Source organism: Enterovibrio calviensis DSM 14347 (assembly GCF_000621165.1).
GTDB classification, from domain to species: Bacteria; Pseudomonadota; Gammaproteobacteria; order Enterobacterales; family Vibrionaceae; genus Enterovibrio; species Enterovibrio calviensis.
Genome location: NZ_JHZA01000024.1, coordinates 44,996 through 61,656, shown reverse-complemented (window position 1 = coordinate 61,656; position 16,661 = coordinate 44,996). Strand labels below are relative to the sequence as shown.

The window sequence follows — 16,661 nt, the reverse complement described above, 5'->3', positions numbered from 1 at the left end:
GCAGAAATGTAGAGGATTTTTTCGTTGATTGGGAATGGGATTTTTCGAAACTCGAAATGCTACAACCATCGCTTTGCGGTAAAATACCCGCCATTAAAGAATTAAGTTAGCATTAGCAGGGTAGTCGTATGCGCAAGTCATTCATTATTTGGTTTATTTTGCTTTTCTTCGTCTCAATGATTGTGACCAAAGTGGTGGTCGGCAGCTAAGGCCGACCTTTAAAAAGGCTAAGGGAATTCAGGAAGTTCACACCCTGCTTTTTGGCCTTTATTTAATTGTGTAACAGTAAAGCCTTCCTTGTTTAGCAATGTGAGCAAGCCTTCCTCCCCCGGTAAGTGCAGTGCACCTACAATCACCACGTAATTGCCCTTCTGCACCTGTGCGGGATCTGTCAGCACTTTTATCCAATTGATGTTTCGGTCGACCAGTAGTTTTCGCTCGAAATCGCTCGCGTCACCCATTTCATCGACAATCGTCGTCATTTTCTCATTATCACCGACGTGCCATGCTTCTATCAGGCAGGGCATAAACTCTTTGGAAAGCGCCCAGTGTGTGAGCGTATCGTCCAAGAGAGCGAGGCCGTGGTCGCCAGAACCAGCCAGCAAATCAATCTGTTCTTGAACCGTTTCAAAGGTCTTTACGGGAATGTCTAGGCTGTTTGTTCGAGAAAGAAAGTGCAGGTCAATGCCCAGTGCTTGTTGAAGTTCTAGCGTTTGGCTTTGTGCCAGTTGCAATACCATGGCCGTTTGCCAAGGTGGCATGTTCAGTAACATGGATTCTTTATAGCCCAACTCTTTTGCGATGGTGGCGAGTTCATCTCGTTGTGCCGAGTCGACGAGTTCGCTGGTGGGTTTTCCTTGGGGGAATGAGACTTGCGTATCGTTGATCACATCAGCTTCGACGAACAGTGCATCAGCCTGTCGAAAGCGCGATTCAATCACATCAGGAAGCGGGTAAAAATCTGGTTTTCCCAAATGGATAGAACCCATTAAGGTATAAGTGAGTTCGCCTTTTTGTGCTTGCCACACCAAAGGCTCTGCCGTAACGGCTTGCGCGAAGAAAAATGCAAATAGCGCGGGGAAGAAACGTTTCATTAAGCCTCCATACCTGTGGTTATTCAGTATGGAGGCTCTTGTTCTAAAAGTCAGCTTTAGTTGTGGCTGTTATAAATCATGGTCATGCCAACGTGAGAAAAGCCCACAACGTCATAAGCGTCTTTCTGATCGCCATATTCCATACCTGGTGAGCCCATCGGCATTCCTGGAACCGCAAGGCCAGCTAGTTTAGGTTTTTCAGCGAGGAATTTCTTCACGTCGCTGGCAGGAATATGACCTTCGAAAACATACCCATCAATCACGGTGGTGTGACAAGAAGCTAGCTGTGGCTTAACGCCAAACTTTTGTTTGATTGGGTTCATGTTGACGTGATCTTCAACCACCATATCAAAGCCATTCTCTTCCATGTGTTCAACCCACTCTTCACAGCATCCGCAATATGGGGATTTGTAAGTCACGCCCGTTGCAGCGAGGGTGCCTGTCGAAAGAAGTGCGATGGACAAAGCAGCGAACTTAGGTAGCATTTTCATTGTAACTTCCTCAATGTTTCTAATATTTATCGTGTTTCTAACGTTTGTTTTGTCGTGTTACCGATCAGAATGTTCAGCAACGGTTAATTTTTATTTCCAGAGAACCAAAACCACCAAACAATCATCGCAATGAAACCTAAACCAATAAGATTAACCCACATGGTGTGCTCCTTTTTTGGGTTTAAACCAACGAAGCCGATTTGCATTACTGACAACGGTGATAGAAGACAGTGCCATCGCTGCGCCAGCGACAACGGGGCTCATCAGCGTGCCGGTGAGGGGATATAACACACCCGCCGCGATTGGAATACCCAGAGAATTGTAAATAAATGCACCAAACAGATTCTCTTTCATATTGCGGAGTGTCGCTTTGGATAAAGCCAGTCCGTCGGTTGCTGCGTCTATCGAATGACGCATGAGTGTTATTTGGGCACTTTCGATGGCGACATCACTGCCGCTTCCTATTGCGATGCCCACTTCAGCTTTGGCGAGCGCAGGCGCGTCGTTGATACCATCACCTATCATGGCGACCTTTCGCCCTTCTGATTGCAGGCGTTTAATCACATCCGCTTTACCGTCAGGCAGTACGCCTGCGACGACATCATCAATACCCGCTAGGGTAGCAATAGCTTTGGCTGTATCGGGGTGATCGCCAGTCAGCATGACGACCTTGTAGCCCAAACTCTTCATGCGCGATACGGCGCTGGCTGAGTCATGACGCAGTGGGTCGCTAATACCAATTAAACCCAGAAGCTGCGTGCCACAGGCGAGATACACCGCTGTTTCTCCGCGCTGAGCTTGCTGCTTGGCGTGGTCACTGGCTTCGCTGACATTCACGCCTTTTTCTTCCATTAAACGCGCATTGCCGAGTAAGTAAGTACGGTCGTTGATGCGAGCTTGTAGGCCTTTTCCGGGAATACCTTCAAATTGCGCGATATCCGATAAAATCAATGACTGTTCTTTGGCTGCGTCTAGCACGGCCTTGGCTAATGGGTGCTCAGAGCCTTGTTCTAAGCTGGCGGCCAGTTGAAGCAGATCAATGTCTTCGAGACCAATACTGATCAACGAGGTAACTTGTGGTTTGCCTTCTGTCAGCGTTCCGGTTTTATCTAACACGACAGTATCAACCCCAGCGGCATGCTGAAGGGCTTCTGCATCTTTAATTAATACGCCAAGTTCAGCGGCACGTCCCACTCCGGTGGTGACAGACATCGGCGTGGCAAGCCCTAATGCGCAAGGACATGCGATGATCAGAACCGTGGTGGCGGTGACAAGCATAAAGCTCAGCTTAGGGTCGGGGCCAAAATTGTACCAACCCAGCGCAGTCAGAATCGCAATGATCATCACGGTTGGGACGAATATTGACGAGACAGTATCCGCCATTCGCGCCAAGGCGGGCTTGCTGCTCTGAGCCTGACGAACCAGCTGGATAATGCGCGACAGCATGGTGTCGCTGCCAATGCCTGTGGCGGTGAACAAGATACTGCCGTTTTGATTTACCGTGCCCGCATGTAACGTGTCTCCGCTGATCTTTCTGACGGCCAGAGGCTCGCCAGTCAACATCGATTCATCCACATAGCTTTCGCCGCTGTCGACGACGCCATCCACGGGGATTTTCGCCCCAGGCTTGATGCGAAGCACCATGCCAGCGGTAACGTCAGACAACGCGACTTCGCGCTCTTGACCATTTTCGACAACTAACGCGTTTTGAGGTTGAAGGTCTAGCAGTCTATCAAGCGCTTTAGACGTTGAAGCGCGAGCTTTAGCTTCAATGGCATGACCTAGAGTTACCAAGCCAAGAATCATCGCGGTGGCTTCGAAGTAGACGTGTCTTGCTTGTTCTGGGAATAGACTGGGTGCAATCACAATGGCAACCGAATAGAGCCATGCTGAACCTGTCCCTAAGGCGACCAATGTATCCATTGTCGCTCTGTGGTGTCGCAATGCTTTGGTTGCATTGATAAAGAAATGCTTGCCCGCGGTGCAAAGCAGCGCCAACGTCAGCAGTGCAATAACACCCCATGCCATTTGACTGTTGGTGCTGTCTACCGTCATTGAACCGCCGAATAACCCCCACGCCATCAGAGGAGCACCTAGCCCCAAAGCTAGCCATGTGTGGCGTTTGTGTTCAGCAAATTGTTGCGCGAACATAACGGCTTGTCGTTCTCTGCGAGTGGTTTCATCCTCACTCACTTCAGCACCATATCCTGCGTTTTCAATGGCGTTGATAAGTACCTCAACGTCAGCATCGCCGGACACCAGTGCGGTACGCTCTGCCAGATTGACGTTCACGCTATCCACACCAGCCACGCTTTTGATAGCACTTTCGACCGAAGAGACGCAGCTTGCGCAGGTCATGCCTGAAAGAATCAATTGCAGCGAAGGCGCATTGGGTTTGTGCTTGTCAGAAGGTACTTGCGTCACGTTGGCTTCGTTATTTTGCAAGGGTGCGGGACCTGCATTGTCAGCCTCCGATGTGACGTTTTCCGGATCGATAACCTGATAACCAGCCTGCTCAACGATTGCAACCAGGTCATGTCGCTCTAGCCCACTGGTGATGGTGGCTTCTGTTTTGCGAACGTCGACATCATAGACATCAGGGGATGCGTCAAAGGCTGCCGCCAGTTTTGCTACACAGCGACCGCAGCTCAGGCCTGCAAGTGGCAGTGTCACTGAATTTCCGACGTGGTAACCCAGCGATTGAACAGCGCCAATCACGTCCTTGATCGGCGCATCATTGTTGATTTTCAGGCTGGTTTTGTCTGCATCGGTGAATGTGATGCCGTCAATGTCGTTAACTGCCTTCATCACTTTACGCGCACAATTCATGCAATTTAACCCAGACAAGGGAAGCGTGATCAGATCTTGCGCTTTGGTTGGCGAGGTTGTGTTTGGAGCTTCTGTATCAGCCATTGCGTTAACCTTGTTTTGCCTCTCGTGACTTGAAGTCAGGCATAGGAATTGTTCATAATGTAGAGCATAAACCTTCCATCAACTGTAAGGTCAAGCATGAATGTGAGATTGGGTGTAATTGATGAAGATTAATGAAGTTGCCCGTATAACGGGGCTGACAGCGAAGACCATACGATTCTACGAACAGAAGGGCGTGATAAGCGAGCCGGACCGCAGTGATAACGGATACCGAGTCTACAGCGAGCGGCACATCAATGAACTTCAGATGATCAAGCGATCGAGATTGGTTGGGTTTAGTCTAGATGAGTGTCAATCGTTGCTGGATATGTCGCGCAACCCGAATCGCAGAAGTGCCGATGTAAAACAGAAAGCGTTGGATAAAATATCCGAGATTGATGAAAAAATCATTGAACTGAAAGCGATGAAAGCAACCCTCAAATCTTTAGCCAGCACATGCCCTGGCGATGAGAGCTCATGCTGTCCGATCATTGCGGCCTTGTCATCGGACGAAAGCTAGGCGGCGGATAGAGGCAAACAGAAACAAAAAAACGCCTGACGGCGTTTTTTTGTAGTCTGTATTTCTTTAAGCGCTTAGTAGAGCATTGAATACAGCTGACGACGGTAACGGCTGGCGACTTCATTGCCTTGACCGAGCGCAGCAAGAATATCCATCATGGTTTTCTTTGCATCACCATTGGCGCAGTTAAGATCTTTGCGCAGCAAGCCAATGAGTAACTCGAGTGCTTCTTCTTGGCGGTTAACTTGGCTGAATTGAATCGCCAACTCATAAGCCAAATCCGCATTGTCTGGGTCTGCATCATACGCATTTTGAAGTTCGCGAATTTCTGGCGTGTCAGCCGCTTGTTTGTGCAGTTCAACTTTGGCGATGAGCGCCTTGTATTGAGCATCTTGATCTTGCATCAGCACGGTCGCAAGGATGGCTTCTGCCGCGTCGTATTGCTGAGTTTCTACCAAGCATTCAGCCATCGCCAACTTAAAGGCTCCCGCCTCACTCAGTGCTGCTTCTAGCGTTTTAAGTTGCTGCAATGCATCAGTGTGGTTGCCTTCAGCAATCAGTGTGAGGGCATGTTTGAATGCCATTTCATCTTGGCTAGGCAGATGACGCGTCAGCATTTCACGCACAGTATCTTCAGTTTGCGGGCCTGCAATGCCATCAACCGGTTGCCCGTTGCTGAACAAGGCAAGGGTAGGCAATGCACGAACGCCAAATTGCTGCACAAGCATTTGTTGTTGTTCACAATTGAGCAATGCCAGCGTGAAAGCGCCCGCGTATTCATGCGCTAACTTTTCGAGAGCCGGAATGATCTCTGTGCTTTCTGGGCTCATTTGCGCCCAAAAATGTATTAAGACAGGGGTGCTTACAGAGTTCTCCAGCACTTGCTGAAAGTTTTGCTCGGTAAGTTCAACAATATAATTTGGTTGCATGGTGTCGCCCAATGAAAGGAGTAATGCTGTAAAGGTGGGGGGAGGACGCCGAAAATTCAAGGCATTAGAGAGTGAAATTCGTGCTTGATGGCAAAGTTGAGAGATTTGGTCGATAGGTTTGGCGAGAAACGAAAAAGGCCACTGATAACAGTGGCCTCTCTCTTGGCGTTTGTCGATATGAAACGCTGACTTAGAACACAAGCAATATCGCCAGCGTTACACTCAGACAGAGCCAGTTCAATTGACTTAAGGACATAGTCCGGCTCCTTGAGGGGAATTATTGTTTTTGTTTTCGTCCCCGTTCACGGCCTGATCCGACACACATCACACCGAAGTAGAAGGTTGGGGCAGGTGTTTCACGGTACAGCAAGGAGATTACCAAGGCTTTATGACAAAACTATGAACCTGACTAAATTGTTTTTATGCATTTTTTTGAGATCAAGTCGAGAATTAACCGCCTTTGGCCAAAATACGGTCGAGCATCCGCGATGGAAGCAGTCTTTTGCATAGCGCCATGTAGTGCGTTGGCTTCGTCACGCGGTAGCGAATTTTCGCTCTTGGTGCGGTTAACGCATGCAGTAGCGGTGCAACAATCGCTTCAGACGGTAACGTGTATTTGTTGGTGGAGTTTTCGCTTTCCATGCGAGATTGCTGGGCGCGGTAATCACTTTCAAAGCGGCTGCTGTTGATATTGATGGCTTGAAAAAAGGCATCCAGCGCATTGGCGCGAAAACGACTTTCGATAGGGCCAGGTTCAATCAAGCTAATCTGTATTGGAGTGTCTGCCAGTTCGAGTCGCAGTGTGTCTGTCCAACCTTCAACCGCGAATTTGCTGGCGTTATACGCGCCACGGAATTTAAGGGCAATAAATCCTAACACTGAGCTGTTTTGTACAATTCGCCCTGCGCCGTTTTCCATCATCATGGGGATCACGGCTTGCGTCAGGGTGTGCCATCCAAAAAAATTGGTTTCAAATTGTTTCCGAAGGGCATCTGTGGGAAGGTCTTCCAATGCGCCGGGCTGACCGTAAGCGCCGTTGTTAAATAACCCAAACAATTTACCACCGGTGTGCTCTCTTACCTTTTCTACCGCCGCTAGAATGCTGCTGGTATCGGCCAAATCAAGCTGAATGCAGTGCAAACCTTCAGCATTTAATCTTGCTACGTCTTCGCTTTTTCTGCATGACGCAATCACATCAAAGCCTTCTTTAGCCAATGCATGGGCGCACACGTAGCCGATACCGGTTGAGCATCCTGTCACCAAAACGGTTTTTGTCATTGTTTTTACTATCCTTGTTTGTTCAGATGAGGAAGCAGTTGTTCAGTAACGAATTCTGCGATCCAAGGTTGGGCGATGTCTTTCGGGTGAAGACCATCAGACATCATCCAGCCGTCAGTGAGTACGACTTTTTCCATAAAAAATGGAATGAGTGGGATTTGCATATCTTTACTTAGTGTTGGATAGATATCGGCAAAGGCCTTGCTGTATCGTTGACCATAGTTAGGTGGGATCTGGATCTGCATAATGGCAACGTTGGCGCCATTTTCCTGACTGAGACTGATCAGTTTTGCCAAGTTACTGCGTATTTGATTGGGTGGGAAGCCTCGTAATCCATCATTTGCGCCGAGTTCGATAAATACCCAGTCAGGGTTATGTTGCTCTAGCAGAGCAGGAAAACGGTCTAGGCTGTTGCCACTCGTGTCGCCAGAAATACTGGCATTGATAACACGATCTATCGGGCTTGAATCAGCCAATTTTGGTTCCATTAGTGACGGCCAGCTTTTTTCAATGGCCATCTGATAGCCCGCGCTCAGGCTGTCACCCAACACAAGTAGCGTCTGAGCCGCGGCGCTTTGACTCAGAATTAAAAGACAGAAAGAAAGGATGCGAATCATGACAACTCCAGTGATCAGGGCCAGTAATGTTTCAAAAACGGTGACGACGAATACGCAGTCTCTGACCATTCTGCAGGATGTTTCGCTTCAGGTCGAGCAAGGCGAAAGCATTGCTTTGGTTGGGGTTTCAGGTGCAGGAAAATCGACATTGATGACACTGCTGGCGGGGTTAGACACACCAAGCACGGGTGAAATCGAATTGTTGGGCCAACCTCTTAGTCAACTGGATGACGATGCGCGAGCAGCGCTTCGCGCCGAATCGATTGGTTTTGTTTTTCAAAGTTTCCTTCTCGTGCCGTCTCTCACCGCGTTAGAAAACGTGCTTCTTCCTTGTACCATTCGTGGTGAAGACGAAGATGAAGAGCGAGGCATGTCATTGTTAGCTTCTGTGGGCTTAACAGGGCGAGAAACCCATTTGCCTTCCCAGCTTTCAGGCGGTGAACAACAGCGTGTTGCCATTGCGCGTGCATTCATGACGAAACCGCGAGTGCTGTTTGCTGATGAACCCACCGGCAATCTTGACCAACATACAGCGGCAACCGTGATTGATCTGTTGTTCTCCTTGAATCGCGATCATGGCACAACGCTCATTCTGGTCACGCATGATCCGGCTCTTGCGGAGCGTTGCCATCGCACCTTGCATATCAATGCGGGCGAGATGGTGGAGGCTGCATGAGAAAAACACTGGTTTGGCGCTGGGCGTTGCGCGAATTATTTCATGGGCAGCTTTGGCCTGTCGTCGCGGCACTGGCACTGATTATTGCGTGTGTCTTTGCGCTGTCTGCTTTAGCGGGGCGCATTGAGTCGGTTCTGACTCAACAAGGGCGAACCATGCTTGCGGCAGATTTAGTGCTGCGAAGCAACCAACCGGTCGCGCCAGAAATCCTGACGACACTCGATGCAACGGGCGCGGAGTCATCGGATCAAACGCGCTTTGGCACCATGGCATTTAGTGATAATGGCATGCAACTGATCAGCGTGAAGGCGGTGGAAAGCAATTATCCACTTCGCGGTGCATTAGAGCTTCAAAGCGATGCTGAGATGCATGACAAAGTTCAACCTGGAGAATTGTGGCTCGAAGAACGCTTGTTCTCTCTCCTAGAGGTTGAGCGCGGGGACACCGTTGACGTGGGTGATGTCACGCTGACGGTTTCGGGCATGATTGTGTCGGAGCCCGAGTTGTCGTTTAACCCGTTCAGCCAAATGCCTGCGGCATTGATCCACCAAAGTGATGTTGAAGCTTCAGGAGTGGTGCGTCCGGGCAGCCGAGTGAGTTATCGCTATTTTTTCCGAGGCGACGACAGTGAGTTAGCTGCCGTGAAGGCCAATTATGCGCTCGATGAAGGGCAACGTTGGATTGATGAAAACGATGGCGACCGTACTGGCGACATGCTGGATCGCAGCCGTGGATACCTATCTCTAACCGTTGTGCTGGTGATCATCATGGCGGCGGCAACCTTGCTGTTGACTTGTCAGCACTACGTGGACAGTCGAACACAAACATTGGCGATGGTGAAGAGTTTAGGTGCTCAGCGAACATGGGTTCGACGCTGGCTATCACGACAGTTGCTGATGCTGATGCTGATGGCAACGGTGCTAGGGCTTGCTGTGGGTGCTGGCCTTGAATTTTTACTGCGTTTGCCATTGGCCGATGTGCTGCCTTCGCCGTTGCCTAGCTACGGGATCCTGCCTTGGGTGTTAGGCCCGATAGTGGCGTTTTTGGTGGCGTTACCTGCATTGGGTATTCCGTTGATCCGCCTTGTTGAAGCGCCAGCAATGAGCGTGCTCCAAGCACAAAACAAAGTGCGAGCGCGAAAAAATCCGTGGAGTTGGCTGCTTGCGGCAGTTCCTATATTGGCGTTGGTGGCGTGGTCTTACGATAACCGTTTGTTGTGGCTAGTGTTGGCCGCTTTGGTGCTGATGCTGAGTTTGCTCGCTGCGCTGGGCGTGATGGTATTGCGTTTTGCTCAAAAGCGTGTGAAACGTCCTGCCTTTAAGTTAGCTCTTAGCCGCATTACTCGTAACCCCGCTTCTAGTGGCGCGCAGCTCGGAGCCTTAGCGACCTCGTTCATGTTGTTGTCGATCATTTGGCTGTTGCGAACAGATTTGTTGGAAGATTGGCAACAAACTCTGCCGCCGAATGCGCCGAATGTATTCGCATTGAATATAGCCAAGCAAGAGTTAGGGGATTACGTCTCACGTATTGACCAAAATAACATTGAGCGCTCCGAAGCGTACCCGATTATTCGCGGCAGGCTGATTGGGCGAAATGGTCAGAACTACGCCGATTTAGAGCCTAATCGTGAAGAACGTGATGAAGCACTTCGTCGTGAATTGAACTTCACATGGCGCGATACCTTGCCGAGCCACAATGAGTTACTGGAAGGCAGTTGGCCTAGCGAAGGTGGCGTGTCGGTCGAAGACGGTATTGCTCAGCGGCTTGGGCTGCGTTTGGGGGACGAGTTAACCTTTAGCGTCAACAGTCAGGAGTTTACTGCCACCGTTAATTCGATTCGTGATGTTGAATGGCGAAACATGAAGCCAAACTTCTACTTTATCTTCGACCCCGCGCTGGTGGAAACACTGCCTGCAAACTGGCTGATTAGCTTCCGGTTAGAGCAAGCGCAGAGCGATATACTGAATGGGCTCGGTCGTGATTACCCGACGGTGACCTTGTTGGACTTGCGCACCATGAGTAGCCGTATTCAAGCCATTCTCAGCCAGGTGAGCTTGTCGCTCTCGGTGTTAGCGGGCTTGGCGGTGGTGAGTGGGTTGTTACTCCTACTTACGCTATTGCGGATCACGCTGGCAGAGCGCCAACGCGAGATCATGCTTTACCGAACCTTGGGTGCCAGTAAGAAGCGTATTAACACCACCTTGTGGGCCGAATACGGCATCATGGCTTTAGTGTCAGGTTGTATGGCCGTGGGTGGTGCGGAACTCGCTATGGCGGCATTGCTTAAATGGGGCGTTGAACTGCCTGTTCGTCTTCACCCTGAAGTGTGGTTAGTGCTGCCGACGCTGGCAGTCGGCTTGGTATTCTTGACCGTCGCTTGGATGATCCGAGGCTTGCTAGAACCGCTCAAACGCTAAGCGTAGTTGAACTGACAGACTAAAAGGCACGTGACTCACGTGCCTTTTTATTGGGCGGTGGGGAATGGTATCTCCAAGTCATCTGAACAAGTAATCTGAAGATGCAAGGCCCATAGATACGAGGCCCATAGATGCAGTATTCATCGTGCATCTTCAGGTTGTTCGGGTATGGCGTTACCTCAGCAGGTCTTCCAATGCCGAAGGGAGATCGGGGAAATCGAAAGTGAATCCATTGTCTTCAAGCGCACGAGGCACCGCGCGCTGGCCTTCCAGAAGCAATTGTCCAGCTTCACCCAACATGAGCGTAATGACAAATTTGGGGGTGAAAAGCAGGTGAGGGCGCTTCAACGTTGCCGCCAATGTTTTGCTGAAGGCTTTGTTTGTCGCCGGATTGGGTGCAGTCAGGTTGAATGGGCCTTGCGTCTTTTCATTATTGAGCAGAAATAGTATGCCCGACACCATGTCATTGATATGGATCCAAGGAAAATACTGACTGCCGTCACCGATAGGCCCACCAAGACCTAACTGATAAGGCAATAGCATTTTCTTCAATGCGCCACCCTCTTTACTCAGAACGATTCCCGTACGAAGAAGACATACTCGCGTATTGTCTGATTGCGCTCTCTTCGCAATCTTCTCCCAATTCGCACACACGGCGTGGGCAAAATCGGTGGAATCGACTTTCAGCGACTCATCAACGATCGTATCGCCTTGGTCGCTGTAATAACCCACGGCAGAACCACTGATAAAGGTGTGAGGCGGTGTGTCCGCTGATTGGATGCGTTTAACCAGCTTTTCAGTGATCCCCCAGCGGCTTGAGCAAATGATGCCTTTTTGCTGTTCGCTCCAGCGTTTGTCGACGATGGGCTCTCCCGCGAGGTTGATGACGGCATCAACGTCATTGAAATCGCTCAACTCATCCAAATCCCGGATAAACCGTACATCGCTTGGCAATATCTTCTGGGCGTTTTCAGGTGATCGCGTCAATACCGTCACTTGATGGTGATCCAATCGAGAAACGAGTGCGCGGCCAATTAAGCCTGTGCCCCCGGTAACCAGAATATGCATGGGATTAGTCCTTTCTATGAGCGATAAGATTGAGTATGCATTCAATTGGTTAAATGATCACTATCTCACCAAATTCAGAGTTACCAGCAAGAGTGATTTTGTAGAAAACCTTGTTACCTTTATCACCCTATAGACATTGTGGAATGGAAAATTTCTGTACAGTGGAACAGGGTTATAGAGAGGGGTTATCAAAGCCTCCGTCTTTATTGTTGGTTTGCCACTCGTGGTTTGGGCTTTCTCGTGGCTCAAATCTTTTCGCTTGGAGAGTGTGTGAAGGGAATTACTGCACTATTGACCTCTATGTTGGGAAGCTTGAAGGATTTGCTGCCCATCATCTTAGTCATCGGTTTTTTTCAGGTTATTGTCTTGCAACAGCCGTTGCCGGACTGGATATCTATTGTCGTTGGACTGGTTCTGGTGGTGATGGGGCTGACGTTCTTTGTGTTTGGTTTGGAAATGGGTCTGTTCCCCATTGGCGAATCAATGGCTCACGCGCTGGCGAAGAAAGGCAGCGTGTTTTGGCTGATGGTTTTTGCCTTTTTGCTCGGATTCGGCACCACCATTGCGGAACCTGCGTTGACGGCTGTTGCCGCAGAAGCCGCCGAAGTAGCGGCAGAAGGCGGGATCATTTCGATGGACGAAGAGTCGCAATCTTCTTATGCCAACGGTCTTAGGATCACGGTGGCATTGTCGGTGGGCTTTGCCATCATGCTCGGCGTACTGCGCATACTCAAAGGCTGGCCTATCCATCGCATTATCATCGGCGGTTACATGCTTGTGGTTGCCATGACCATGATTGCTCCGCGTTATATTATTGGCATCGCCTATGACTCAGGTGGTGTCACTACCTCAACCATTACAGTGCCGCTGGTTACTGCTCTGGGCGTCGGGTTAGCCACGGTAATCAAAGGCCGCAACCCGATGATTGATGGCTTCGGATTGATCGCCTTTGCCTCCCTCTCTCCGATGATTTTCGTGATGGTTTACGGAATGGTGGCGGTATGACGTTATTTGCCTCACTGATCCCCACCTTTTTCGACACCTTGCTTTCGACGGTCAGGGATGTATTTCCGATCGTCTGTATCATTTTCGGCTTTCAGTTTGCGGTTTTGCGCAAACCTGTGGTCAACCTAAAGAAAATCGTTTTCGGTTTCGCCTACGTTATTTTAGGGCTGTCTTTGTTTTTGATGGGGCTCGAGATGGCCTTGTTCCCGTTGGGTGAATCCATGGCCATTCAGCTCACTGCGCCAGAGTTTCTCTATGGCGAAGGTGCTGTCATGCCCAGTGTTGTTGAGTGGCATCATTACTATTGGGTGTACTTGTTTGCGGCTGCCATTGGTTTCAGTACCACGGTTGCTGAACCGTCTTTGATTGCAGTTGCGATTAAGGCGGCGCAAGTGTCTGGTGGCGCTATCAGTGTGAATGGTTTGCGATTCTCAGTGGCTTTAGGCGTGTCGATGGGGATTGCTCTGGGGTGTTATCGCATTGTCGCTGGCGACCCTATTCATTACTACATCATTGCAGGTTACGTGTTGGTGGTGATTCAAACTTTCTACGCGCCAAAATTTATCGTCCCACTGGCCTATGACTCAGGCGGCGTGACGACATCAACAGTGACGGTGCCATTGGTCACGGCGCTTGGCCTTGGTCTTGCATCGACCGTACCAGGCAGAAGCCCACTCATTGATGGGTTTGGATTGATTGCGTTTGCCAGCTTGTTCCCGATGATTACTGTCATGGGGTACGCCCAGTTAACCGAATGGTCGGCGAAGCGCGGATCGGCTCAAAAAGAAACGAGGGAACCATAATGCGATTCAAACTGATTGTCGCTTTCATCGAAGACTCAAAAACCGATGCGGTGCTTGATGCGGCGAGAAATGCGGGAGCAACAGGCGCGACCGTGATTAACAATGCGCGAGGTGAAGGACTTACCAAGCAAAAAACGTTCTTTGGCTTAACCCTAGACGTGCAGAGAGACGTATTGCTGTTTGTGGTGGAAGAGCATTTGGCCCGCAGTATTCTCGAAACCATCAATGAAGTCGGGGAGTTTGACGCGACGTCTGGCAAAGGAATAGCGGTGCAATTGGATATCGAAGATGCTGTTGGTGTGGCGCATCAGGTGCAAGAGCTGAGTAACGTGATTGGGGATGAATTATGAAGATAACGAAGCGTGTCGGTGACGTAATGAAAGATGATTTCGCCTTGGTTGATGGGCTAATTACCGTTGCGGAAGCCATTCGTATTGCGCGTGATAAGCACATCAAAGCGCTGGTGGTAAACAAGCGCGATGAGAATGATGAATACGGTTTGGTGCTGATGAACGATATCGCGAAAAAAGTGCTGTCACAGAACAAGTCGCCTGAGCGCGTCAATATCTACGAGATTATGACCAAACCTGCCTTGGGTGTACCGCCAGATATGAACGTGAAATATTGCGCCAGACTGTTTGAGCGATTCGGCATTAGCCGCGCCCCTGTGATTGATAACGGCAAGGTACTGGGTGTTGTGAGCTATAACAGCATTGTCATGTTCGGCATTTTGGCGGATTAGGCCAACATTTGCCGTCAGCAAATAAGCCAGTCAGCCAATCAGGAATCAAGTAAGCATGCTTGCTTAGCGATCGTTATGACCTAAATCGCGCTGCGGGTCGAACACATCGCGAACACGCTGTTTGAGAATTTTGGCTTCGGGAAAACCGCCGTCTTTCTTGCGTTCCCATATAACTTCACCGTTACAGTGGATCTCAAAACGTCCTCCTGTATCAGGGTGAAGTGCTAGGCAACCTATTTCTTCGCTAAACGTTGAAAGCAGTTCTTGCGCCATCCATGCCGAACGCAACATCCAGTTGCACTGACGGCAGTAATATATATCAATCTTCATTTTGTCCATTCTTACCATGCGCTCCAAAGTAATTTGAGCCCGACGGAGAAAGTGAGCCATTCAAAGGCGACTTTGATCAATTGATTGCTGTATTTGTCGGCCATGTATGCGCCCAAGTAACCGCCGAGCAGCGAGCCCGCCAGCAGTGCGGGGATCCATGGCCAATAAATATCAGCCCCTGCGACAGCCAGCGTGACCGCACCTAATCCATTCCAAAAGATACCCACGCTGACCAAGGTAAGCGCCACCGCCTGTTTATAATCTAAACCAAACCATCGTACCAAAAACAGGGTAACGAAAAGCCCTGTGCCTGCGGTTAGTGAGCCATTGAGTATGCCAATGATGCTTAACCCTAAACAGCCAATCACCATGCCGATCGTGTCACGATGTTTAGGCTCTGCTTCTTGGCCTAGGGTTTTCCGCATGCGGGAATAGAGGCCGAGCGCGATGATCAGCGCACCCAGCAGTGCTTCTGCCAAAGGGCCGGGTACGAATAAAATAAGGTTAGCGCCAGCAATTACGCCTGCAGCCCCAGCCAGCACCACATAGATGGTGAGCGCGGGGTCGAGGTTTCCGCTTCTTAAGTGCTTCACTGCCGCACCCAAACCTAGGGCAACCGATGCCACTTTGTGTGTGGCGAGTGCCACCGAGAAAGTCAGTCCGAGAAACAGCAGAAGGGGCAATTGCAACAGCCCTGCGCCCCCACCAGCGAGAGAGGCCAATGTATTAGCAATGAGTGAGCCTAAAAACAGGCCAAGAGTTGCGAGAATATCCATATTCGCTCAATGAGTACCAATCCGGTTGGTATAACAAGAAGTTAGTTGGCGGTGTAAATGCCGTGATTGAGTGTTGATACCACGGGGGCTAGACAGATGCCAGCGCGAGTAAAAAGAAAAGCCTGTGACGAGCACAGGCTTAGGTGTTGGATCGCAGGGAAGGAGGATTACCAGCCTTTTACTGCGCCACCGTCAAAGATGTCCATTGCAGCGCTGAATACCGCATCAGATTGGTATGCTTCAACGAATTGCTGCACGTTCTGCGCTTTAACATTGTCGGTACGAGCAACAATCAGGTTCACATATGGAGACTCTTTGTCTTCGACAAATACACCGTCTTTTTCTTGTGAAAGACCGATGGTCGATGCGTACGTGTTGTTGATGATTGCCAGTGTTACGTCGTCCAGAGAACGTGGAAGTTGCGCCGCTTCTAGCTCAACAATGTCCAAGTTCTTTGGGTTGCCCACGATATCTAGCACTGTCGCTTGCAGGCCCACGCCGTCTTTTAGCGTCAGCAAGCCTTGTTCTTCAAGAAGAATCAAAGAGCGGCCTAGGTTCGTTGGGTCGTTAGGCACGGCGATTTGTGCGCCATCTTGGATTTGGTCAACAGAGGTCACTGTGTTTGAGTAACCCGCAATTGGGTAGACCAAGGTGTTGCCTGCGATGGTGAACTTGTAGCCACGGTCGGTGATTTGCTGATCCAAGTAAGGCTTGTGCTGGAATGCATTGGCATCAATGGCGCCTTCTTCCAGTGCGGCATTCGGTGAAACGTAATCGGTAAACGTCACCAGTTCAACGTCTAAGTCGTACTTTTCTTTGGCAACTTTAGCTGCGATTTCTGCCACTTGCTCTTCTGCACCCGCCATCACACCGATTTTTACTTTCGTCAGGTCAACGGCTTTTTCTTCACCGCAGCCGGTTAATACTAGTGCTGACGCTAAACCTAGAGCGGTGGCGATTTTTTTAAGATTGAAAGTCATTTGCGCATCTCCTATGAGCTTAAAT

General features: G+C 49.9%; 17 protein-coding genes. 7 read left to right on the top strand and 10 right to left on the bottom strand.

Going from position 1 to position 16,661, the window contains the following annotated elements:
* Nucleotides 1–227: 227 nt before the first annotated feature.
* The 3 genes from Q365_RS0117505 to Q365_RS0117495 form a co-directional block, all read right to left on the bottom strand.
* Nucleotides 228–1,094 carry a TraB/GumN family protein gene (locus Q365_RS0117505; RefSeq protein WP_028024567.1) on the bottom strand — a complete coding sequence of 289 codons (867 nt, stop codon included), beginning with the start codon at nt 1,092–1,094 and terminating at the stop codon, nt 228–230.
* A 56-nt stretch (nt 1,095–1,150) separates the two neighbouring features.
* A complete protein-coding gene (locus tag Q365_RS0117500; RefSeq protein WP_028024566.1) occupies nt 1,151–1,585 on the bottom strand; it encodes a DUF411 domain-containing protein in 435 nt (144 codons plus the stop codon).
* Nucleotides 1,586–1,735: 150 nt separating this feature from the next.
* The gene (locus tag Q365_RS0117495; RefSeq protein ID WP_028024565.1) at nt 1,736–4,498 is read right to left on the bottom strand and encodes a cation transporter; all 2,763 of its coding nucleotides are present in this window, start codon (nt 4,496–4,498) and stop codon (nt 1,736–1,738) included.
* Between the two features lie 121 nt (nt 4,499–4,619).
* Here Q365_RS0117495 and cueR point away from each other — a divergent pair, with 121 nt between their 5' ends.
* Nucleotides 4,620–5,015: a Cu(I)-responsive transcriptional regulator gene (gene cueR / locus Q365_RS0117490; protein WP_028024564.1), complete on the top strand. Its 396-nt coding sequence runs from the start codon at nt 4,620–4,622 to the stop codon at nt 5,013–5,015.
* 74 nt (nt 5,016–5,089) lie between these two features.
* Here the strand turns inward: cueR and Q365_RS0117485 are convergent, their stop codons facing one another.
* The 3 genes from Q365_RS0117485 to Q365_RS0117475 all read right to left on the bottom strand — a co-directional run bounded on the left by Q365_RS0117485 (nt 5,090) and on the right by Q365_RS0117475 (nt 7,839).
* On the bottom strand, nt 5,090–5,944 hold the full coding sequence (locus tag Q365_RS0117485) for a co-chaperone YbbN (RefSeq protein ID WP_028024563.1): 855 nt from the start codon (nt 5,942–5,944) through the stop codon (nt 5,090–5,092).
* Nucleotides 5,945–6,394: 450 nt separating this feature from the next.
* On the bottom strand, nt 6,395–7,222 hold the full coding sequence (locus tag Q365_RS0117480) for an SDR family oxidoreductase (protein ID WP_028024562.1): 828 nt from the start codon (nt 7,220–7,222) through the stop codon (nt 6,395–6,397).
* A gap of 8 nt (nt 7,223–7,230) precedes the next feature.
* A complete protein-coding gene (locus Q365_RS0117475; RefSeq protein WP_028024561.1) occupies nt 7,231–7,839 on the bottom strand; it encodes an arylesterase in 609 nt (202 codons plus the stop codon).
* Here Q365_RS0117475 and Q365_RS0117470 point away from each other — a divergent pair.
* Both Q365_RS0117470 and Q365_RS0117465 read left to right on the top strand, forming a co-directional pair.
* Nucleotides 7,838–8,515 (top strand): ABC transporter ATP-binding protein, encoded by a 678-nt coding sequence (locus Q365_RS0117470; RefSeq protein ID WP_028024560.1) that lies wholly within the window; start codon nt 7,838–7,840, stop codon nt 8,513–8,515. The genes Q365_RS0117475 and Q365_RS0117470 overlap by 2 nt on opposite strands.
* Nucleotides 8,512–10,932, top strand: coding sequence for an ABC transporter permease (locus tag Q365_RS0117465; protein ID WP_028024559.1), 2,421 nt, complete (start codon nt 8,512–8,514; stop codon nt 10,930–10,932). Before Q365_RS0117470 ends, Q365_RS0117465 begins: the two co-directional genes overlap by 4 nt.
* 174 nt (nt 10,933–11,106) lie before the next feature.
* Here Q365_RS0117465 and Q365_RS0117460 read toward each other — a convergent pair whose 3' ends face one another.
* Nucleotides 11,107–12,000, bottom strand: coding sequence for a TIGR01777 family oxidoreductase (locus Q365_RS0117460; protein ID WP_028024558.1), 894 nt, complete (start codon nt 11,998–12,000; stop codon nt 11,107–11,109).
* Nucleotides 12,001–12,270: 270 nt separating this feature from the next.
* Here Q365_RS0117460 and Q365_RS0117455 point away from each other — a divergent pair, with 270 nt between their 5' ends.
* Genes Q365_RS0117455 through Q365_RS0117440 form a run of 4 tightly spaced genes read left to right on the top strand, consistent with a single transcriptional unit; the run spans nt 12,271 to nt 14,550 of the window.
* Nucleotides 12,271–13,005 carry a DUF1538 domain-containing protein gene (locus tag Q365_RS0117455; protein WP_028024557.1) on the top strand — a complete coding sequence of 245 codons (735 nt, stop codon included), beginning with the start codon at nt 12,271–12,273 and terminating at the stop codon, nt 13,003–13,005.
* Nucleotides 13,002–13,808 carry a DUF1538 domain-containing protein gene (locus Q365_RS0117450; protein ID WP_028024556.1) on the top strand — a complete coding sequence of 269 codons (807 nt, stop codon included), beginning with the start codon at nt 13,002–13,004 and terminating at the stop codon, nt 13,806–13,808. The genes Q365_RS0117455 and Q365_RS0117450 overlap by 4 nt, the downstream gene beginning before the upstream one ends.
* Nucleotides 13,808–14,158: a P-II family nitrogen regulator gene (locus Q365_RS0117445; RefSeq protein ID WP_028024555.1), complete on the top strand. Its 351-nt coding sequence runs from the start codon at nt 13,808–13,810 to the stop codon at nt 14,156–14,158. Before Q365_RS0117450 ends, Q365_RS0117445 begins: the two co-directional genes overlap by 1 nt.
* Nucleotides 14,155–14,550, top strand: coding sequence for a CBS domain-containing protein (locus tag Q365_RS0117440; protein ID WP_028024554.1), 396 nt, complete (start codon nt 14,155–14,157; stop codon nt 14,548–14,550). Before Q365_RS0117445 ends, Q365_RS0117440 begins: the two co-directional genes overlap by 4 nt.
* Nucleotides 14,551–14,613: 63 nt before the next feature.
* On the opposite strand, the gene Q365_RS0117435 is transcribed toward Q365_RS0117440, so the two are convergent.
* The 3 genes from Q365_RS0117435 to Q365_RS0117425 all read right to left on the bottom strand — a co-directional run bounded on the left by Q365_RS0117435 (nt 14,614) and on the right by Q365_RS0117425 (nt 16,636).
* The gene (locus Q365_RS0117435) at nt 14,614–14,889 is read right to left on the bottom strand and encodes a SelT/SelW/SelH family protein (RefSeq protein ID WP_028024553.1); all 276 of its coding nucleotides are present in this window, start codon (nt 14,887–14,889) and stop codon (nt 14,614–14,616) included.
* Nucleotides 14,890–14,891: 2 nt separating this feature from the next.
* Nucleotides 14,892–15,656 carry a sulfite exporter TauE/SafE family protein gene (locus tag Q365_RS0117430; RefSeq protein ID WP_028024552.1) on the bottom strand — a complete coding sequence of 255 codons (765 nt, stop codon included), beginning with the start codon at nt 15,654–15,656 and terminating at the stop codon, nt 14,892–14,894.
* A 167-nt stretch (nt 15,657–15,823) separates the two neighbouring features.
* The gene (locus tag Q365_RS0117425; protein WP_028024551.1) at nt 15,824–16,636 is read right to left on the bottom strand and encodes a MetQ/NlpA family lipoprotein; all 813 of its coding nucleotides are present in this window, start codon (nt 16,634–16,636) and stop codon (nt 15,824–15,826) included.
* Nucleotides 16,637–16,661: the final 25 nt, after the last annotated feature.